The sequence below is a fragment of the Kitasatospora sp. NPDC051984 genome (assembly GCF_044593455.1).
In the GTDB taxonomy this organism is placed as follows: domain Bacteria; phylum Actinomycetota; class Actinomycetes; order Streptomycetales; family Streptomycetaceae; genus Kitasatospora.
On the sequence record NZ_JBIUCB010000012.1, the window covers coordinates 149,224 to 167,933 of the forward strand.

Annotated in this window: 17 protein-coding genes and 1 tRNA gene; 6 read left to right on the top strand and 12 right to left on the bottom strand. The window is 71.6% G+C overall.

Annotated elements, in window-relative coordinates; genetic code table 11:
• Positions 1–88 precede the first annotated feature (88 nt).
• The 6 genes from ACIHEI_RS23480 to ACIHEI_RS23505 all read right to left on the bottom strand — a co-directional run bounded on the left by ACIHEI_RS23480 (position 89) and on the right by ACIHEI_RS23505 (position 6,356).
• Positions 89–1,900: an asparagine synthetase B family protein gene (locus ACIHEI_RS23480; RefSeq protein WP_396607975.1), complete on the bottom strand. Its 1,812-nt coding sequence runs from the start codon at positions 1,898–1,900 to the stop codon at positions 89–91.
• Entirely contained in the window at positions 1,893–2,477 is a 585-nt protein-coding gene (locus ACIHEI_RS23485; RefSeq protein ID WP_396607976.1) for a hypothetical protein, read from the bottom strand. The genes ACIHEI_RS23480 and ACIHEI_RS23485 overlap by 8 nt, the downstream gene beginning before the upstream one ends.
• Before the next feature lie 19 nt (positions 2,478–2,496).
• On the bottom strand, positions 2,497–3,312 hold the full coding sequence (locus ACIHEI_RS23490) for a hypothetical protein (protein ID WP_396607977.1): 816 nt from the start codon (positions 3,310–3,312) through the stop codon (positions 2,497–2,499).
• Between the two features lie 14 nt (positions 3,313–3,326).
• Positions 3,327–4,475 (bottom strand): hypothetical protein, encoded by a 1,149-nt coding sequence (locus tag ACIHEI_RS23495; protein WP_396607978.1) that lies wholly within the window; start codon positions 4,473–4,475, stop codon positions 3,327–3,329.
• A complete protein-coding gene (locus ACIHEI_RS23500; RefSeq protein ID WP_396607979.1) occupies positions 4,472–5,542 on the bottom strand; it encodes a hypothetical protein in 1,071 nt (356 codons plus the stop codon). The genes ACIHEI_RS23495 and ACIHEI_RS23500 overlap by 4 nt, the downstream gene beginning before the upstream one ends.
• A 157-nt stretch (positions 5,543–5,699) precedes the next feature.
• Complete coding sequence (locus ACIHEI_RS23505) at positions 5,700–6,356, bottom strand: cupin domain-containing protein (protein ID WP_396607980.1); 657 nt, start codon at positions 6,354–6,356, stop codon at positions 5,700–5,702.
• A 104-nt stretch (positions 6,357–6,460) separates the two neighbouring features.
• Here ACIHEI_RS23505 and ACIHEI_RS23510 point away from each other — a divergent pair, with 104 nt between their 5' ends.
• Positions 6,461–6,724 (top strand): hypothetical protein, encoded by a 264-nt coding sequence (locus ACIHEI_RS23510; protein ID WP_392952801.1) that lies wholly within the window; start codon positions 6,461–6,463, stop codon positions 6,722–6,724.
• 55 nt (positions 6,725–6,779) lie between these two features.
• Here ACIHEI_RS23510 and ACIHEI_RS23515 read toward each other — a convergent pair whose 3' ends face one another.
• Both ACIHEI_RS23515 and ACIHEI_RS23520 read right to left on the bottom strand, forming a co-directional pair.
• Positions 6,780–8,177, bottom strand: a complete 1,398-nt coding sequence (locus ACIHEI_RS23515) for an NADP-dependent succinic semialdehyde dehydrogenase (RefSeq protein WP_396607981.1) — start codon at positions 8,175–8,177, stop codon at positions 6,780–6,782.
• Positions 8,178–8,247: 70 nt separating this feature from the next.
• A tRNA-Cys gene (locus ACIHEI_RS23520) sits at positions 8,248–8,318 on the bottom strand.
• Positions 8,319–8,548: 230 nt separating this feature from the next.
• Between ACIHEI_RS23520 and ACIHEI_RS23525 the strand changes: the two genes are divergently transcribed.
• On the top strand, positions 8,549–8,995 hold the full coding sequence (locus ACIHEI_RS23525; RefSeq protein ID WP_387643028.1) for a helix-turn-helix transcriptional regulator: 447 nt from the start codon (positions 8,549–8,551) through the stop codon (positions 8,993–8,995).
• 10 nt (positions 8,996–9,005) lie between these two features.
• Entirely contained in the window at positions 9,006–9,419 is a 414-nt protein-coding gene (locus tag ACIHEI_RS23530) for a VOC family protein (protein ID WP_387642332.1), read from the top strand.
• A 68-nt stretch (positions 9,420–9,487) separates the two neighbouring features.
• On the opposite strand, the gene sph is transcribed toward ACIHEI_RS23530, so the two are convergent.
• Positions 9,488–10,465 (bottom strand): sphingomyelin phosphodiesterase, encoded by a 978-nt coding sequence (gene sph / locus ACIHEI_RS23535; protein WP_396607982.1) that lies wholly within the window; start codon positions 10,463–10,465, stop codon positions 9,488–9,490.
• Positions 10,466–10,654: 189 nt separating this feature from the next.
• Here sph and ACIHEI_RS23540 point away from each other — a divergent pair, with 189 nt between their 5' ends.
• A complete protein-coding gene (locus tag ACIHEI_RS23540) occupies positions 10,655–11,386 on the top strand; it encodes a Clp protease N-terminal domain-containing protein (RefSeq protein WP_396607983.1) in 732 nt (243 codons plus the stop codon).
• Between the two features lie 84 nt (positions 11,387–11,470).
• Here the strand turns inward: ACIHEI_RS23540 and ACIHEI_RS23545 are convergent, their stop codons facing one another.
• Entirely contained in the window at positions 11,471–12,616 is a 1,146-nt protein-coding gene (locus tag ACIHEI_RS23545; RefSeq protein ID WP_396607984.1) for a serine/threonine-protein kinase, read from the bottom strand.
• 2 nt (positions 12,617–12,618) lie between these two features.
• Positions 12,619–14,454 carry a hypothetical protein gene (locus ACIHEI_RS23550; RefSeq protein ID WP_396607985.1) on the bottom strand — a complete coding sequence of 612 codons (1,836 nt, stop codon included), beginning with the start codon at positions 14,452–14,454 and terminating at the stop codon, positions 12,619–12,621.
• 102 nt (positions 14,455–14,556) lie between these two features.
• On the opposite strand from ACIHEI_RS23550, the gene ACIHEI_RS23555 reads away from it, so the two are divergent.
• A complete protein-coding gene (locus tag ACIHEI_RS23555; RefSeq protein WP_396607986.1) occupies positions 14,557–16,461 on the top strand; it encodes a P-loop ATPase, Sll1717 family in 1,905 nt (634 codons plus the stop codon).
• Positions 16,462–16,572: 111 nt separating this feature from the next.
• A complete protein-coding gene (locus tag ACIHEI_RS23560; protein ID WP_396607987.1) occupies positions 16,573–17,193 on the top strand; it encodes a GNAT family N-acetyltransferase in 621 nt (206 codons plus the stop codon).
• Between the two features lie 190 nt (positions 17,194–17,383).
• Here the strand turns inward: ACIHEI_RS23560 and ACIHEI_RS23565 are convergent, their stop codons facing one another.
• Entirely contained in the window at positions 17,384–18,673 is a 1,290-nt protein-coding gene (locus ACIHEI_RS23565; protein WP_396607988.1) for an FAD-dependent monooxygenase, read from the bottom strand.
• Positions 18,674–18,710: the final 37 nt, after the last annotated feature.

Sequence of the window (18,710 nt, forward strand, 5' to 3'; positions counted from 1 at the left end):
GGGTTCGAGGGTGGGCGGCGGTGCGTCAGTGGTCACGAGTCGTAGGCGCGCAGCCAGGGTTCGAGAGTGGGCGGCGGTGCGTCAGTGGTCACAAGTCGTAGGCGCGCAGCCAGAGTTCGAGGGTGAGCAGTAGCCACAGCTTGCCGCCCTGGCGGGGCAGCAGCAGGCCGCCGCCGCGCATCCAGGTCTCCACGGTGTCGGCTCGGAACAGGCCGCGGGCTCGGGCGGTGGGGCCGAGCAGCAGGTCGGCGGTGTGTTCGGCGAGCGGGCCGCGCAGCCACTGCTGCACGGGCACCCGCATGCCGCTCTTGGGGCGGTAGGTGACGGTGTCGGGCAGCAGGTCGCGGACGGCCTCCTTGAGGATCCACTTCTCCTCGGTGGCCCGGAGTTTGAGCGTCGGCGGGGTGGCGAACGCGTGCTCCACCACCTGCCGGTCGAACAGCGGCGAGCGGCCCTGGATGCCCTGCGAGGAGGTGAGCCGTTCCACCTTGGTGAGGATGTGGTGGGCGCCCTTGGTGCGCAGGTTGCAGTGCAGCAACTGGTCGAGCAGGGAGGGCATTCGGCGGTCCGTGAGGTACGGCGCGACGTGCCGGCGCGGGTGTGCGGCGGGGCCGAGCGCGTCGAGTTCGGCCAGGGCCTCGCCGGTGAGCAGGACCGGCAGGTCCTCCCAGCACTTGCGGTAGGTGTGCAAGTAGGCGTCGGCGCGGGCTTGTTCGGACGGGTCGTCGCGGAGCAGCTCGAACACCAGCATCGGCAGGTTCTTCGGCCCGCCGAACACCGGGTCGCCGCCCTCGCCGTTCAGCGACACGCTCAGCCCGTCGCCGGCGACGGCCTCGGCGAGCATCAGGTTGGGCACGGTGAGCGGGTCGCCGACGGGGCTGTCCAGCAGCGCGACCGTGTCGGCGAGGCGGGCCGCGACCTGCTCTCCGGGCACGGTCAGGACGCGGTGGCGGGTGCCGCAGTGCGTAGCGACCAGGCCCGAGTAGCCGAGCTCGTTGGGCAGTTCGTTGCCGAAGCTGATCGAGTAGGTGTGCACCGGCCGGTCGTGCAGCCGGGCGGCCAGTGCCGTCACCAGCGAACTGTCCACCCCGCCGGACAGCAGGACGGCCACGTCCTCCCCTTCCGGCAGCCGTCGGGCCACCGCCAGTTCGAGCAACTCCCGGAGAACAAAGCTATGGTGACTGATCGTCAGATCGACATCAGGTGAACCGGCTTGCGGCTCCCAGTACTCCTCGACCCGCACCTCGCCGTCCGCGCCCAGGCGGGTCACTTTGCCGGGCAGCAGTTCGGACACCCCGCGCAGCAGCGTCTCGGTGCCGGGCAGGTAGGCGAAGGTGAGGAAGGAGCGGACGGCGGCGAGGTCCAACCCGGTGTCCACGTCCGGGCGTTGGCGCAGGTGGAGGAGCGAGCTGGAGACCACCCAGCCGCCGTCCCGGGTGCGGCAGTGGAATGCTGTGCGGGCGCCCATCTGGTCGCGGATCAGTACCAGATCGGGGCCGTCCAGCACCGCGAGGGTGAACAGGCCGTCCGCCGCCCGCAGCCCGTCCGGGCCGAGTGCCAGCCAGCAGCGCAGTAGCAACTCACCGTCCGGGCAGGCCGGTTCGGCGGGGTGCCCGGCGGCGGCCAGCGCGGCGTGCAGCTCGTCCCGATTGTGCAGGGTGACTTCACCGACGGCGGTGCGGCCGTCCACGGTGAACGGGCCGTCCGCGAAGCCGGGCATTCCGGTCAGCAGGGCGGCGGAGACGCAGCGGCCCTGGGTCTCGAACGGGCCTGCCACCAGGCCGGGTTCGGGGCGCCGGGGGCCGGTGGCGGGCAGGGAGAGCACGGAGTAGCGGGCCGGGCGGTGCGGGGCCCGCGGCCCGGCGGGTGCGGGCGTGGCCAGGCGGTGCGACTCAGCCAAAGTCATCACCGTCCCAGGCGCCGCCGTCCGCCGGGTCGCTGCCGTCGTCGCCGTCCCCGGCGGTGCCGAAGCCGCCGTGGTCGTCGAACCCGTCGTCGAACCCGCCGCCGTCATCGCCGCCGTCACCACCGGCGCCGTCACCACCGCCGCCGTCGCCGCCCGAGGAGCGGGCGCGTTCGGCCTGGCGGCGCAATTCTTCCTCCTCGTCCATCGACAGCAGTTCCGGTGCGTAGTGCGCGGCCGCGATGCCGGCGCCCAGGCCGAGTGCGCCCAGCACCACGCCGAGGCGGCCGGGGAACGAGCTGCGGTTGACCAGCACGTAGCGGCCCTGGCCCCACACGGTGCGGCCGTAGCCGATGTCGCGCCCGTAGCTCTTCCGGCCGTCGGTGTGCGAGCGCTTGACCAGGTCGCGGCCGAGCCGCTCGTCGGTGCCGGAGTCGCCCCGGTCGTCGCGCCAGTGGATCCGGCCGTCGGGGTGGCGGGTGCGCCATTCGTTGCGGCCGTCGGAGTACCGGCGGTGCACCGTGCCGTCGGCCAACAGCTCGTCGCTGTAGGTGATTTCGGGTGGCTGGGTCATTGTCCGGAGTCCTCGGGGGTCAGGGCGTCGGCCAGGTCAGGAAGCCGGTGTCGCGGGCCCGGGTGGGCGCGGCCGGACGGGCGGGCGGGGCGAAGCCGCCGCCGCGGACGGTGCGCAGCACGGTCCGCAGCAGTCGGGCCGGGCGGACGGCCGCGAGCTCCGCGACCCTCCCCCGGGCCAGCCAGTTGCGCTCCGCGGCCGGGAGTTCGGGCGGCAAGTCGTCGGCGTCGCACGGTGGTTGACCGGCGAGCGCGGCCAGGTGCAGGGCGGCGGCGTGGCGGGGCAGCAGGCCCATGGTGCGCACCCGCAGTCGGGGGCCGGCGTGTTCCCTTACCCGGCGGAACAGCTCCAGCCCGGCGGGCGAGGCGTCGTGCAGCACGTGCACCACCGCGCCCTCCGCCCGTTCCAGCGCGGCCAGCAGCCGGGCGTCCAGCGGCAGCCGTTCCGGAGTGAGGATCGGGCAAGCGCCTTCCAGGTGCAGGCGGTTGGCGAGCAGCATCGCGGCGATCGCCGGATCCTGGCAGACCAGCAGCCGGGGGAACGCGTAGTCGTACAGGTCGCCCTCCGGTCCCGGCCGGTGCGGGCGGGGCGCCACCAGGTCGGGCAGTACCGGTAGTTGGGGCTGCCGGGCGAGCGAGGCCGCGAAGCGCTCCGCCGACAGCAGCGGCCGGGTGGTGTAGCGCAGGCGGTGCGGGCCGCGGTGCAGCGGCAGTAACGTGCGGTCCGTCTCGTAGTACAACTGCCGTGCGGTGAAGGCGAGATGGCCCGGATGCGCGCAGCGTTCGGCGGCCCGCCGGACGGCCCGGTCGAGCAGCCGGTCGGGTATCGGGGTCAACCCGCGTCCCTCCGTCATCGGGCACCGTCCGCGGGCCGGGCCGACGGGGCGTCGGCGGCCGGGGGCGGCGCGGGCAGGGCCGACGGGGCGTCGGCGGCCGGGGGCGGCGAGGGCAGGGCCTGCGGCCAGGTGAGGAAGCCGATCCGTTCGGCGCGGCGCCGGGTCTCGGCCGCCGTTGTGGGGTCGGCGAGGGCCCGTTGGACGGCCTTCTCGGCCAGGGCGAACAGCTTCGGCGGCGGCATGGCGATCAGTGGCGAGTACCAGCCGGCCGTCAGCCAGTCGCGTTCCCGGCCGGTCAGCCGCTGCCAGCCAGGGGAGGCCGCCAGCGCCGCCGGAGCCGGCGATCCCGTCCAGTCGCGCAGCCGCACCGCCTTCGCTGGCTCGAACACCGCGCGCGGTAGCAGTCCGCAGTCCACCACCCGGCGCCCGGGCAGCGCGGCCCGGACCGCCACCGTCCGGGCCAGCGCCGACAGCGACAGGTCGCGCAGCACCGCGACCGGCAGCGCGGCCGGGACGTTCGCCAACTCCTCCACCAGCAGCACCTGGTGGCGTTCGGCGAACTCGTTGGCGCGCAGGAAGCCCGCCACGGACGGGAGTTCGCACAGCAGTACGGCCCGGGCCTCGACGGTGCCGGGTTTCGGGTCGGCCGGCGGGTGCTGCAACAGCCCGTCCGGCAGCCGGAGGTAGACCTCCCGCCAGCGGTCGATGATTTGGTACTGGAACCAGGTCGGCGTCAGCCGCGGATGCAGCGGAGCCCCGGCCCGCGTGCGCCACGCCCGGTGGAAATCGCGCACCGCACGCGTGGCCGCGGCCGCCGCGCAGAAGCCCAGGAAGAGGAACCAGGACTCGTTGTCGATGCCCGCCGCCACCGAACCGGCCGCCACCGCGCACACCGCGGCGACGGTGCCGATCACGAGGTGCTTGCGGTGCTCCTTCGGGCCCGGAAACCCGTACAGACGACGCTCGTTGAGCCAGTACAGCTGATCCACGGTGATCCGCAGGCCGCCGCCGGTGCCCTTGGCCACCAGCTCCCGGAACTTGAGGTCGTGCAGCCGGCCGGGCTCCGACTTCGGGTCCAGCGCGAACGTCCGGCGGCAGCGCGAGCAGCGGTGCCCGTGCCGTTCGCGCCGGCCCACGCTCTCCCGGCAGTGCGGACAGATCACCGCGCACCGCCCGGCGGCCAGGTGAGGAAGCCGATCCGCTCGGCGCGGCGCCGGGTCTCGGCCGGAGTCTCCGCGGCAGGGGCAGGTACGGCGACGGCCCGTTCGACGGCCTTCTCGACCAGCGCGAGCAGCTTCGGCGGCGGCAGGGTGATCAGCGGCGAGTACCAGCCGTTCGCCAGCCAGTCGCGCTCCCGGTCGGCCAGCCGCCGCCAGCCCGGCGAGGCGCCCAGGGCCGACGGCGCCCGGCGCGGCCCCGCGTTGTCGCGCAGCCGGACCGCCTTGGCCGGTGCGAACACCGTGCGCGGCAGCAGCCCGCAGTCCACCACCCGCCGCCCGGGCAGCGCCTCCCGGACCGCCACCGTGCGGGCCAGCGCCCTCAGCGACAGATCGCGCAGCACCACGACCGGCAGAGCGGCCGGGACGTTCGCCAACTCGTCGACCAGCAGCACCCGGTGGCGCTCCGCGAAGTTGTTGGTGCGCAGGAAGGCCGCCACCGACGGGAGTTCGCACAGCACCACGGCCTGCGCCTTGACCGTCGTCGGCTTCGCATCGATCGGCGGGTGCTCCACCAGCCCGGCCGGCAGCTCGCGGTAGACCTCGCGCCAGCGGCCGATCACCCGGCGCTCGAAGTCGGTCAGGGACACCTGCGGCCGCATCGGGGCATCGGATCGGAGCCGCCCCGCGCCCCGGAACTGCTGCACCGCCAGGCTCGCGGCGACCAGCGTGACCGGGCCCAGCAGGAACCAGGCGAAACTGCCGATCCCGATCGTCAGCGAGCCGGTGATCACCGCGATCACCACCAGCACGGCGCCGCCCACGATGCTCCCGGCGCGCTCCTCGCCGCCCGGAAAGCGGTGCAGGCGGCGCTCGTTGAGCCAGTACAGCTGCTCCACGGTGATCCGCAGGTCGCCGGTGGTCCCCTTGGCCACCAGCTCGCGGAACTTGAGGTCGTGCAGCCGGCCCGGCTCCACCTTCGGGTCGAGCGCGAACTTGCTCTTGCAGTGCGAGCAGGTGTGTCCGGTGCGCTCGCGCTGGCGTCGGTCGGTCCGGCAGTTCGGACAGATCATCGGGCGTTCTCCCGGGTCGGGGCGTGCTCGATCGGAGAGTTGGTCGGCGAGGCGGTCGAAGTGGTGGGCGAAGCCGGCAAGGCGGTCGAAGTGGTGGGCGCAGCGGGCGAGATGGTCGAAGTGGTGGGCGTGGTCGGCGACTTCGACGGCGCCGACGTCACCGGGAGTCCTCGAGGGCCGCCGCGATCCGGTGCAGCCGGTGCGCCAGTCGCTCCCGCACGGTCACCGTACCCAGCCGCTGACGTAACGTCACTTCCCGCAGCGCATCGGCGAGTTCGCGCTCGCCGCGCTGCTCGGCGACCTCGGCGGTGATCGCGTAGTCCTCGTGGTCGATGCCGTAGCCGGTGTTCGCGGCGAGGATCGCGAGCCGGTTGTCGCTGCGGTTGCCGAACGAGTGCGGCATCAGCTCGGGGATCCGGATCAGCGTGCCCGGCGCCAGGTCGACGGCCACCACCCGGCGGCGGCGCGCGTCGTACAGCCCGCAGGACGCCGGGCCGAGCGCCAGCACCAGGTGCTCACCGCCGTGCGCGTGCGGGGTGAATGCGGTGTGCGGCGCGACCAGGCCCAGCTTGTAGGTGGCGTTCGACGGGCGCTGTGGCGAGGTCGCCGCGTCGCCGATGAAGTAGTGCGCGTACTGCTGGTCGTCGATGAAGCGCAACAGCCCGCTGTCGGGGTCCTGCGGCCCGAGTTCCCGCGCCCCCGCCCGGTCGGCCCGCAGCACCCGCCCGTCCGGGCGCAGCCGGAACAGTTCGGCGCCGTCCGGCAGCGCGGACGCCTGTCGTTCCAGGCTGCGCAGCCCCCCGCGTATCGACACTCGCGACCCCCTCGTCGGTGCTCGCGGTGATGCTACCCGGGCTGCCGGGTGCGCTGACCGGCGCCATACTCGAACAAATGCTGAACTCTGCGGAGGTGAGAGCCATGCCCGCGACTGCTGCCGGAGCCTCGGGACCTCGTCCGGTGCGGGGGACGTACGCCTGGCTGACCGAAAAGCACAACTCTTCGCTGGTTTTCCTGCTGGCCCTCTCGCTGGGCCTGGCCCTGGTCGCCCCGCAGGTGACCGAACTCTGGTTGCTGATCGTGTTCTCGGTGGTGTGGGGCGCGACCATCGTGGCCTTCGTCTCGCAGTTCTGGGGCCGCCACGAACACGCCCACCCGCACCATCAGGCCCGCCACGCAGCGTGATCACCGATGGGCGCAGGTCCGGCGGCGGTCGGCCGCCGGACCGCGCAGCGCGTTCTCAGCTGCCGGACCACACCGTGGTGATGTTGCAGAACTCGCGGATGCCGTGACCGGACAACTCCCGCCCGTAGCCGGAGCGCTTGATCCCGCCGAACGGGAACGCCGGGTGGGAGGCCGTCATCCCGTTGAAGAACACGCCGCCCGCGCGCAGGTCGCGCACGCAGCGCTCCCGGTCGGTCTCGTCGCGTGTCCAGACGTTGGAACTCAGGCCGAACGGTGAGTCGTTGGCGATCGCCACCGCCTCGTCCAGGTCGGCGGCCCGGTACACGGTGGCGACGGGGCCGAACGCCTCGTCGTGGTGGATCTTCATCCGCGGCGTGATGCCGGTCAGCACCGTCGGCAGGTAGTACCAGCCGTCCGTCAGCGCCGGGTCGTCCGGCCGCTCGCCGCCGCAGGTGACGCTCGCGCCGTGCCGGACGGCGTCGGAGACCAGCTCCTCCAGGTCGGTGCGGCCCTGCTCGGTGGCGACCGGGCCGACCTCGGTGGCGTCCGCCATCGGGTCGCCGACCACGAGGTCCCGCATCCGGGCGGTGAAACCGGCCAGGAACTGGTCGTAGACGTCGGTGTGCACGATGAAACGCTTCGCCGCGATGCAGGACTGGCCGTTGTTCTGGACCCGGGCCGTCACCGCCTTCGCGACCGCGGCCGGCACGTCCGCCGACGGCAGCACCAGGAACGGGTCGCTGCCGCCCAGTTCGAGGACGGTCTTCTTCACCTCGTCGCCGGCCACCCGTGCCACCGCACGGCCCGCACCCTCGCTGCCGGTCAGCGTCACCGCCGTCACCCGCTCGTCCCGGATCACCGCCTCCACCGCGCGGGACGGGATCAGCAGCGTCTGGAAGCACCCCTGCGGGAACCCGGCGCGGGCGAACAGCTCCTCCAGCGCGAGCGCCGTGCGCGGCACGTTCGAAGCGTGCTTCAGCAGCCCGACGTTGCCGGCCATCAGCGCGGGCGCGGCGAACCGGATCACCTGCCAGAACGGGAAGTTCCACGGCATCACCGCCAGGACCGGGCCGAGCGGCCGGTAGCGGACGAACGCCGACGCGCCACCGGAGTCCGCGATGTCGGCCGCCGCCGGATGCTCGTCGGCGAGCAGCGCCTGCGCGTGGTCCGCGTACCAGTGCATCGACTTCGCGCACTTGGCGGCCTCGGCGCGGGCCTGGGCCAGTGGCTTGCCCATCTCCAGTGTCATGGTGCGGGCGATCTCCTCGTTGCTCTTCTCCAGCAACTCGGCTGCCCGGTGCATCAGTTCGCTGCGCTGCGGGAACGCGCTCAGCCGCCAGGACTCGAACGCGGACTGGGCGCGTGCCAACCGGGCTTCCACGCCTGCTTCGTCCAGCGGATCGAAGACCTCGACGGTACGGCCGTCGGCCGGATTGACGGTGGCGATGGGCATCGGAAAACCACTCCTCCTTCGATGCCGCCCGGCCTCTTCCGGGCGGGGGCGGACCTCGAAGGGAGCGAGGAGGTGGAGACAGGAATCGAACCTATGTAAGCGGCCCTGCAAGCCGCTGCCTCGCCGCTCGGCCACTCCACCGGGCTCCCTCGCGTGACTCAAAAACTAGCGGGAGATGCCGCTGAACTGCGGCGCGACGCACCGGTGTGTCGGGCAATTCGCCGAAATCGTCCGCCTGTTGAGGCGTTTCCGGGTCGGGCCGGTGTGATCACCTTTTGATCGACGGTGGGGTGGCCGCCTCACGCCGGGCGATTACCCTGGGCGGCGTGCAGATCGACGACCTGAAGCGGCTCCGCAAGGCCCGCGACACCATGGACCGCGACTACGCCGAACCACTCGACGTCGCGGCGCTGGCCAAGGTCGCGCTGATGTCGGTCGGCCACTTCCAGCGCAGCTTCCGCGCCGCGTACGGTGAGACGCCGTACAGCTACCTGATGACCCGGCGGATCGAGCGGGCGAAGACACTGCTGCGGCGCGGCGACCTGTCCGTCACCGAGGTCTGCATGGCCGTCGGCTGTACCTCGCTCGGGTCGTTCAGCACCCGCTTCACCGAACTGGTCGGCGAGAGCCCCAGCGCCTACCGGGCCCGCGACCACAGTGCCGCCGAGCACATCACCGCGTGCGTCGCGATGTACCTGACCCGCCCGATCCGCGGCACCGACACCGGCCGGCCGGGCAGCGCGGTCGCCAGTCGTACCGGCGCCGACGCGGCGAAGCCGATCAGGAACGGAGAAGCGGAAGCGGGCGCCGGTCAGTAGCGTCGGGGGCATGGACATCAAGCTTTCGCAGTGCTTCATCGCCGTCGACGACCACGACGCCGCGCTCGGCTTCTACCGGGACGCGCTCGGGCTGGAGGTGCGCAACGACGTCGGCTTCGAGGGGATGCGCTGGGTGACCCTCGGCTCGGCCTCCCAGCCCGACGTGGAGGTCGTGCTGGAACCCCCCGTCGCCGACCCGGGCGCCACCGACGCCGACCGGCAGGCCGCCGCCGAACTGCTCGCCAAGGGCCTGCTGCGCGCCGTCAACTTCCGTACCGCCGACTGCGATGCGACGTTCGAGAAGATCCGGGCCACCGGCGCGGACGTGCTCCAGGAACCGATGGACCAGCCGTACGGGGTGCGCGACTGCGCGTTCCGCGACCCGGCGGGCAACATGGTCCGCTTCGCCCAGCCGCGCCGCTGACCCTTCTGGGGACGGTTGCCGCCGGGGAGAGTCCCTGGCGGCAGCCATCCGCGTGCTGACGGAACCGGTCAGCCCGCGATCAGCGGGTAGTGGTCGGACAGGTCGGTGTAGGTGTACGAGGTGCCCCAGCTGCTGACCGTCCACGGCGCGCTGTGGAAGCGGTGCACGGTGTTGGTGTACTGCGCCGGGCGGGCGTGGTCGGCGCGGTAGAGGACGTAGTCGAGGTCCTCCTTCGGCTCGCCGGGGTAGCGGTAGGCGGCGATCGAGTTGTCGACCGTGTCGAAGGAGTTCGCCCAGCCGTCCCGGGTGCTCGCCGGGGCCAGGCCGCCGTTGGAGAGCAGCGCCGGGTACTCGCTGCCGTGCGAGTCGATGTTCAGGTCGCCGGCCACCACGATCGGCTCGCTCGCCGGGATCTGCTTGGCGTCCAGGAACGCCTTCATCGCGCGCAGCTGCTTGCCCCGGATGTCGGCGGCCTGGCCGCTGGAGCAGCCCGAGTCGGTGGACTGCAGGTGGGTGCCGACCACGTGGGTGCGCTGCCCGTTCACGTTGATCTGCGCGTAGACGAACCCCTTGTTGGACCACCAGTCCGAGCCGCACGCGTCCTTGAACACGTACTGCTCCTTGCGCAGGATCGGCCACTTGCTGAGCAGCGCCACCCCACCGTCCTCCGGCGTGGTGCTGCTGTAGCTGCCGGAGGTGGCGTCCCAGCCGCTGGTGGAGCGGCCGACCACCGGCGTGTGGTACGGGTACGCGGCCGAGGCCTTCGACACCAGCGCGTCGGAGGTGGCGTTGTCGAAAGCCTCCTGCAGCACCACCACGTCGTGGCCCTGGAAGAAGTCCGCGCCCGCGATGGCCTGCGCCCGGTAGGCCTGGCCCCAGTTGGGGTAAAGGTTGGTGCTCATCAGGAAGGTGTTGTAGGTGAGCACGTTCAGCGGGGTGACGGTGAGCGGCGCGCTCTCGGCGTGCGCGGCGGCCTGAGGAACCGTCAACAGGGCTGCGGCGGCGGCGAGTACAGCGGCGAGGCGGGTGGTGCGGGTGGCGGGCATGGGGGCTCCGGGGGTGTGGGGCGATCGATGTTGTGCAGTCAACTCGGGCCTTCGTGACGCGGACAAGACACCGGGCGGCGGGTGGGTGAACTCGACCGAAACGCCCCCTACCGACGGGTAGAAAACGGCCGCTGCGACAGGTGTCAACCATCGGTTGACACCCTCCAACTGTCAACCTAAGGTTGCCTCATGGCTGACACCTCTGGAGTGAAGACCTCCATCCGGCTCGACGACCTGATCGAGGGCATCAAGAAGTCGTACCCCGAAGCGCTCGACCAGCTGTCCAACGCCGTCCTGGTCGCCGACCACCTCGGCGACATCGCCGACCACCTGATCGGCCACTTCGTCGACCAGGCCCGCCGCTCCGGCGCGTCCTGGACGGACATCGGCCGCAGCATGGGCGTCACCCGTCAGGCCGCCCAGAAGCGCTTCGTCCCCAAGGACCCCGGCGAGGTCCGCGAGATCGACACCGCGCAGGGCTTCAACCGCTTCACCCCGCGCGCCCGCAACGTGGTGGTCGTCTCCCACCAGGCCGCCAAGGACACCGGCAGCCCCGAGATCCGCCCCGAGCACCTGGTGCTCGGCATGCTCGCCGAACCCGAGGGCCTCGGCACCGCCTACATCGTCGGCCGGGGCATCACCCTGGACGCCGTCCGCGAGGCCGCCCTCGCCGCCCTCCCGCCCGCCGCCGAGGACGTCCCCGCCCTCATCCCCTACGACGCGGGCGCCAAGAAGGTCCTCGAACTCTCCATGCGCGAGGCCCTCCGCCTCGGCCACAACTACGTCGGCACCGAACACCTCCTGCTCGCCCTCCTCGAACACGAGGCCGGCGCCGGCATCCTCACCAACCTCGGCCTCGACAAGACCGCCGCCGAGGCCACCCTCCTCGAGGTCCTCGCCCAACTCACCCCCGACGCCTGACCGTTCAAGACCCGGCGGGCCCGCCCAGAACGAGGGGCGGGCCCGCCGTCGCATGCCGACTCCGGTGCACCGGAGGGCTGTGGGCTAATCTGCCGTGATCCAGCGCGTCACGGCCTCGAAGGCGTCCAGCGTGCGGCGGTCGAACGGGCCGAGTGCGGACCGGCAGTCGTTGCCGAGGTGTTTGTACAGCGAGGCCGCGCCGCGCCGGTCGCCCGACTCGCCCGTCAACTCCGCGAGCCTCATGCGGGCGTCGAGCACGGCCGGATCGGTGTGGCCCTTCGCGAGCTGCATTCTCCGGATGGAGAGCTCCAACTTCTGGATCTGCTCCACATAGTCGGGGTCGACATGGGGAGGCTCGGCGGCCGCCGGCCCGTGGTCGCTCGGCTCGACCGCGTAGGTGACCTGCCGAATGAGGTGGGCGACCGTGGCCGCGTCGTGGGGTCTGCGGCGCGGCTCCTTCGCCAGGAGCTCAAGGGCCAGGTCGTTCAGTTCGCCCGGGATGCCCGAGCGGACATTCTGCGGAGCGGGCGGCATATGGCGCAGGTGCAATTCGGCAATGGCGCCGGGACTGGAGTCGCGGTTCCCGAACGGGGGCCTTCCGGTGAGCATCTCGTACAGGACGCAGCCGAACGAGTACAGGTCGCTGCGTTCGTCGCCCGGCTGGCCGTTGATCCGTTCCGGTGCCGCGTACAGCAGGGTGAGGCCGCCGCCATGAGTGACCGTCGCGTCAAGGAGCAGGGCGAGGCCGAAGTCCACCAGCTTCACTTCGTTCCGGTCGGTGATCATGATGTTGTCCGGCTTGATGTCCCGGTGGACCACCTCTGCGTGATGCGCGTCCGTTAGCCCGTCGCAGATCTGTGCGCCCCACCGCACGGTCTGAGCAAGGGTCAGGTCCATGCCCCCGCCCATGTACTTCGACAGCGGGGCGCCGTCGATCATCTCCATCACCAGGTAGTGCCAGTGATCCTCCTGGCCCTGCTCGTACACGGTGACCACGTGGGGACTGTTCACCCGGGCCATCGCGCGTGCCTCGCGAAGGAATCTGTCCGTCAGCTGGACGGTCGCGTTGTCCCGGTTGCTGCGCCACTCCCGGAGACGGTCGAGGGCCAGGAACTTGATGGCGACCGGCCGGTCGAGCTGAGTGTCGTGGGCGAGCCGGACATCGCCCATTCCGCCGCTGCCGAGGGCGCGGTCGAGGCGATACCGGCCGGCGATGAGGTTGCTGTTCATGGTCACTCCCCGGACTGCCGCTTCGCGTCCTCAGCGGCAGCCGGGGACCAGCCCTGCGCCCGACCTGCGGCTGCGAGGCCGGTTCGCCACTGTCGGAGCATCCGGGAGTGCTGGTCGAGGGCCTTCGCCAGTTCCGCGCCGCCGCTGTTCCTGCGGCGGGCGCAGTCTTCACGCAGTCGGCTTCGCTGGAGCGGAACTCTGAGCACGCCCCAGGTCGCGCTGCCGATCAGGCCGGCCGAGGCAACTACTGCCAGACCGGCGGCGGCGCCGGCCAGGAACACGGCCAGTCCGCCGAGGAGCGCGGCGGCAGCGGTGTGCGCGACGATGCGCGGCCACACCGGGGCAACAGAGTCGATGGCCCGGTCGGTCGATCGGTTCAGGTAATCCTGGAACCCGGCGAGGATCTGTTGCGCGGCCTCGGGCCGGAGCGGAGCCGCGGGAAGCCGGCAGCTCCAGCCGTCCATGGTGATGGTCAGGCCCGAAGGAAGCTTCGTGGCGGATTCCGCGGCGGCGGCCTCGACGGCGGCACGGAGGCCCAGCCACGTGCTGTGCAGACTCAGGAGCCGTGCGGAGTAGCCGAGTTGCACGGATTTCGGCCGGAAGATGGCGCGTTCGAGAATGCTCTGAAAGTCCTGCGTGTCCTCGGCGGTCGGTGATTCGGGTTCCGAATCCATCGCGTCGAGGTCGCCGCGGTGTCTGATGATCGAGCGGAGCCGATCCATCCGATCCTTCATGTCCCGCTCGTCGGGGTCGAGTTGACTGATCAGATGGTTGAGTGCGAGGTCGGTGCCGACACCCGGTTCACGCGGTGTGGGTACGTCGGAGTATTCGCGTTGAAGGAAGTCGAGCGTTCCTTTCACTCCGGTCGCGGCCTGCCACCCTCGCCGGAGTTCCGGCCAGTGAGTGCCGCAGAGCCGGGCGAGAGCGGCGAACTGTTCGGAGTCCGAACGGCCGTGACCGAGCATCCACGGACGCCAGCGCTTCAACTGCGGTGCTGCACCGTCCCGGTCGAAGCCGAAGTGTGAGCGAGCGTGCGCCTCACGATCCCAGCGGGCCATCGCCTGCCGCGCGTAGGTGTACGCCTCGAAGCCGAGCTCGGCGCCGGCGACCGCGTCGAGGACGACCGAGAACTCCAGGCCCAGGTTGTTCGGGTTGAGTCCGGCCAGGTACAGGTCCATCCAACGTGCCGCCAAGTCCTGTCGCTTCTGGCGTGAACTCGTGAGCGCGAAGAACAGCGTGGCTTTGGGCTGGTCGAGAGTTTGGGCGTAGCTGCGAGCCCGGCCGGCGCGCTCCGCGTCGCCGCTGAAGTCGGCGGCCACGGCCACCACGGCCGGCGCGAGCCAGAAGGAGGGTTCCAGGATGAGTTGCTCCTGGCTGTACGCGTCGAGCGTGCTCGTGGCCAGCACTCCCCGGGCCGCGGCGTCTTCGGTCAGGCCGTGAACCAGCCCCCTGGCAAGTGCTCGGATGCGCTGCCGCTGAGCGAATCCCGCCGTCCACTCGGTCGTGAGCCGGGTCAACTCGGCCTGGGCGTCGGCGACTCTCTGGTCCCGGCCGTAGCGCTCCACGAAGGAGTTGAGGGCGGCATGTGTGGCTTCGGCCGTCCTGCGGACCTGCCTCAGCTCTTCCTTGGTCTGCGCGAGAGTGCCCGCGACCTCGGTCAGTCGCGTTGCCACGCGGTCGAGGTCCGCCCGGGTGTCGGCGAGTCGGCTTTCCAGGCCCGCATCGCGGAGCTCACCGGCGGCACCGAGCTGCTCCACCTGCTGGCCCAGGCCCTGTAGTTGATCGACGACATCGTTCCAGGGTCTCGCCGATTCCCAGGTGGATCCGTCCGTCACCATGTGCCTCCCCGAGTCCGTGAGCGCATCCCAATTATCCGGACGGAGCGGCCTTCCGGTGTCTAGTCTGGAAAAACGGTTGGTCGTCAATTCCGGGGAGAACCCATGGGTCAGGAAGTCGGACTGGTGAGCCAACTGTTCTTCGGCCGGGACGATGCCGAGAACGATGTGAAGGACGGTTTGCTGAAGGGCACGGTCTTCCGCCCGAACTACGCCTATACCATGGCTCTGCGTGGCCGGAAGTCTCTGATCATCGGCCGGAAGGGTTCGGGGAAGAGCGCCATCTGCCGCCAACTGTCGACGCCGGACGGCCACCAGGGCGCTTCTGTCCTGGTCACTCCGGACGACGCGGCCGGTGACGAGATTCGGCGCTTCGAACTCCAGGGAGTGACCGCCGATACCGCCAAGTCGATGATCTGGCGATATGTATTTGCCATTCACGCGGCTCGCCACCTCACCGCACACGCGCGCATCGCGCACGGCCGCAGAGTTCCCCCGTCGGTGCGAGCACTGCGCTCATTCCTTCGCGACAGCGGCGAGTCGGAAGAAGCGGGACTGTACGACCGGCTCCGACGCGGAGTCAGGGGACTGCAGTCGGCCAACCTCTCACTGAAGGCGTTCGGAGTCGAAGCGGCCTTCGGTGTCGGCGCGTCCGAAGGGGCACGGGCCGGACAGCAGTTGGGGGTGCTCGAGGACGGTGTGGCTGCCGCCTTCGGTGACCTGGACTGCGCGGCCGGCCACCCGCCGCTGCTCTTCCTGGTCGACCAGCTCGAACAGGTCTGGACCGCCGACCCGGAGAGCCATGCCCTGGTGACCGGGCTGATGCTGGCCGCCAAACATGTGACGGGCCGTTACCACGGCGGGGTGCGGACAGTGTTGTTCCTTCGGGCGGACATCTACGACACCCTGAACTTCGGCGAGGGCGACAAGTTCCACAGCGACGAGATCAGGATCGAATGGACCCGCGAGGGCCTCGAGGACGTTGCGCTCGCCCGCGCCCGGGCGTCCCTTGGACCTGAACTGTCCGGTGAACAACTGTGGAGTGTTCTCTTCCCGGCCAGCGTTCGCGGGGAGCCGACCGCCGAGTACCTGTTCCGACGTGTGCTGCCACGGCCGCGGGACACCATCCAACTTCTTAATGCCTGTCAGAGTGTGGCGGACGAGCGGGGCGGCACCACCATTACCGAGGCCGATGTGCTGCGCGCGACCGAGCAGGTCTCCCGCTGGAAACTTCAGGACCTCGCCACCGAGTACCTGGTCAGCCATCCCTTCCTACGGTCGCTGTTCGTCCTGTTCGAGAACACCGGGTACGTGGTCATGCGATCGGCCCTGGCGGCCCGGTTCGAGGCACATCGGGAGGAGCTGCATCGGGCCTTTCCGGCCTATACCGAGAGCCTCACGCCGCAGGGCGTCATCGACGTGCTGTACGGGACGAGCTTCCTCGGAGTGCGCCGCGGCGGCGACGTCGTGTACGCCGGCGGCGCACAGGCGCCACCCCTGCCCGGGGAAGAAGAGTTCCACGTCCATCCCTGCTTCCGGCCCGCGCTGAACATCGCAACACCCGTCGATGCTGGGCCATTCGAGCCTCCCTTCCAGCGGAGTGTCGTCGTGGGCCGGGCCGGGCTCGCCAATATCACTGCGGGCTCCGACGCCGGGCTGGCGATCAACCGGGATCAGCGGCTGCTGAACGAGCTGGTCGGGGCGTGCGAGCGGCTAGTGCGCCAACTGAGCCGGTCGGGACTGCCGTTGACGGCTCGCGAGGAGATCCACGCGCAGATCGGGCGGGTCGCTGCTGCGGCCGGCCAGGCGCGTCAGCGCCTGGCCGACGGTGAGGCGCTGGATGTCAACGAGCATGTCCTGGCTGTCTCGGGCCACTTCGACCATCTGGCGGCCCAACTCGGCACCCACGGCTTCGCCGACCGTCCCGTGACCTTGCGCCTGACAGACGAGGCCCGAGCGCTGATCCGCTTGGTCGGAGGCCGGGGCGGCAGTTCGGACTCGTCCCCGTGACAGTGGCGCCTCCGTTCGCTCACTGGTTCTTCGGCCGGCCGGCCGAAACCCGGTTGACGGTCGGTCGGGGCGGGCGGTTCGCTGGCGGTCATCACGAGAGGGGAGCGGCGGATGGTGTACCGACTCGAAGGGCCGGTGCTGGAAGGGGAGTTGGTGCGGCTGGAGCCGTTGGAGCAGCGGCATGCCGGGGAGTTGGCGCGGGCGGTGGAGGAGGCCCGGGACAGTTACGGGTTCACCTGGGTGCCGCGGGGCGAGGAGGTGGCCGGGTACATCGAGGCGCAGCACGCGCGGGCCGCGGACGGGCGGTTGGCGCCGTATGCGCAGATCGCGGTGGGGAGTGGCCGGGCGGTCGGGGTGACGGCGTACTGGGAGCCGCGGACGCTGCCGGACACCGAGGTGCTGTTCGCCGTGGAGGTCGGGTTCACCTGGCTGGCGGCCTCGGCGCAGGGGACGGGCATCAACGCCGAGGCGAAGCTGCTGCTGTTCCAGCACGCGTTCGAGCAGTGGGGCGTGGCCCGGGTGGACCTCAAGACCGATGCGCGCAATGCCCGTTCGCGGGCGGCGATCGCCGCCGTCGGCGCCCGGTTCGAGGGCGTGCTGCGGAAGTCGGCCCGCTCGTGGGTGCCCGGCGAGGACGGCGGGCTGCGGGACGCCGCGATCTTCTCGATCATCGACACCGAGTGGCCGCAGACCAAGGCCGCCCTCCGGGAACGTGTTGCCCGCTACACCTGATACTTCGTGTGTGGGGGTGGCGGGTTGGCCGGGCCGGGCGGCGGTGGGGGTGCGCCGCCCATGCCGGTGGGCTTGCCGGACGGGGATTTCTGCGGGGCCACGGCGTTCCTCCTCGGAGCGGGCGGCGGTGGGCGGGCGGGGCCGCCGGTGAAGGTACGGTCATCTGCTGACTGCCCGACTGCGGCCCCTGCTATGCGAGTTGGGTGGCCGATTCGCCGGGGCGGGGCGGCGTCCGGTCGAGGGTGGGTGGCTCCCAGACGTGGTGGCGCAGGATGGCCCGGAGCGTCGGCCCCGGGGGCATCAGTGGCATCGCGGTGTTGCGGACCGCCACCGCGAGCGGGTGCGACAGTCCCGGCCCCATCCGTCCCGCCTGCCGGGCCGCCCGGGCGACGGCCTGGGCGCGTGGGCGGCGCACCGCGTCGTACCGGGAGAGTGCGGACGGCAGGTCGGGCGCGCCGGCGACGGCGGCCGCCAGGGTCACCGCGTCCTCCAGCGCCTGGCAGGCGCCCTGGCCCAGGTGCGGGGTCATCGCGTGCGCCGCGTCGCCGAGCAGCGCGACCCGGCCGACCGTGAACGTCGGTAGCGGGGTGCGCAGTTCGCGCAGGTCGTGGTGGAGCACGGCGTCCGGCGGGGTGGCCGCGAGCAGTTCCGGGATCGGCTCGTGCCAGCCGCCGAAGCGCGAGCGCAACTCGGCCAGCGGATCGGCGAACCGGGTGCCGGGCGGCAGCGGAAGGACGGCGTGCCACTCGGCCCGGCCGTCCGGCAGCACGATGTGGCCGAACTCCGCGCCGCGACCCCAGGTCAGCTCGAACTCGCCGTCCAGCGCCACCGGTTGATCGGTGATCGCGCGAAGCACGGCCGCACCGGTGGCCACCGCGCCGGGGTGCTCCGGCAGCAGCAGGCCGCGCAGCCGGCTGCCGACGCCGTCCGCCGCGACCACCAGGTCGGCGTACCGCGTGCCGTCCGAGCAGCCGACCCGGACCTGCCCAGGCCCGTTCTGCCCTGGCCCGTCCTGCGCTGGTTCGTTCTGCCCTGGCCCGTCCTGCGCTGGTTCGTTCTGCCCAGGCCCGTCCTGCCCCGGCCCGTCCTGGTCGATCGTCAGCGCGCGGACGCCGATCAGCAGCGACTCGGCGGGCAGCGCGGCCCGCAGCAGCCGGTGCAGTTCGGCGCGGGCGATGCCGACGATCGGGCTGCCCACCGCGCGCTCCAGCGCGGCCCCGTCCATCCGGGCCAGCCAACGCCCGTCCGGCCTGCGGGTGCCGCCCCGGTACTGACCGTGCGAGGCGGCCCGGACCGCCTCGCCCGCGCCGAGCTCGTCCAGCGCCCGCAGCCCGTTCGCGGCCAGCGAGATCGCCGCCCCGGCGTCGTCCGGCACCTCGGAACGCTCCAGCACCGTCACGTCCCAGCCGACCCGGCGCAGTCCGAGCGCGGCCGCCAAGCCGCCGATCCCGCCACCGACCACCACCGCAGTACCGCGCACCGTCGAACCCCCAGTTCTTCTACAGATGTAGAAAGGA

Bases quoted from the DNA above. Each gene is read 5' to 3' on its own strand.
- ACIHEI_RS23560 (WP_396607987.1), top strand. From the start codon at position 16,573: ATGGTGTACCGACTCGAAGGGCCGGTGCTGGAAGGGGAGTTGGTGCGG.
- ACIHEI_RS23510 (WP_392952801.1), top strand. From the start codon at position 6,461: ATGCCCGCGACTGCTGCCGGAGCCTCGGGACCTCGTCCGGTGCGGGGG.
- ACIHEI_RS23530 (WP_387642332.1), top strand. From the start codon at position 9,006: ATGGACATCAAGCTTTCGCAGTGCTTCATCGCCGTCGACGACCACGAC.
- ACIHEI_RS23545 (WP_396607984.1), bottom strand. From the start codon at position 12,616: ATGAACAGCAACCTCATCGCCGGCCGGTATCGCCTCGACCGCGCCCTC.
- ACIHEI_RS23550 (WP_396607985.1), bottom strand. From the start codon at position 14,454: ATGGTGACGGACGGATCCACCTGGGAATCGGCGAGACCCTGGAACGAT.
- ACIHEI_RS23485 (WP_396607976.1), bottom strand. From the start codon at position 2,477: ATGACCCAGCCACCCGAAATCACCTACAGCGACGAGCTGTTGGCCGAC.
- ACIHEI_RS23500 (WP_396607979.1), bottom strand. From the start codon at position 5,542: ATGATCTGTCCGAACTGCCGGACCGACCGACGCCAGCGCGAGCGCACC.
- sph (WP_396607982.1), bottom strand. From the start codon at position 10,465: ATGCCCGCCACCCGCACCACCCGCCTCGCCGCTGTACTCGCCGCCGCC.
- ACIHEI_RS23555 (WP_396607986.1), top strand. From the start codon at position 14,557: ATGGGTCAGGAAGTCGGACTGGTGAGCCAACTGTTCTTCGGCCGGGAC.
- ACIHEI_RS23540 (WP_396607983.1), top strand. From the start codon at position 10,655: ATGGCTGACACCTCTGGAGTGAAGACCTCCATCCGGCTCGACGACCTG.
- ACIHEI_RS23515 (WP_396607981.1), bottom strand. From the start codon at position 8,177: ATGCCCATCGCCACCGTCAATCCGGCCGACGGCCGTACCGTCGAGGTC.
- ACIHEI_RS23525 (WP_387643028.1), top strand. From the start codon at position 8,549: ATGGACCGCGACTACGCCGAACCACTCGACGTCGCGGCGCTGGCCAAG.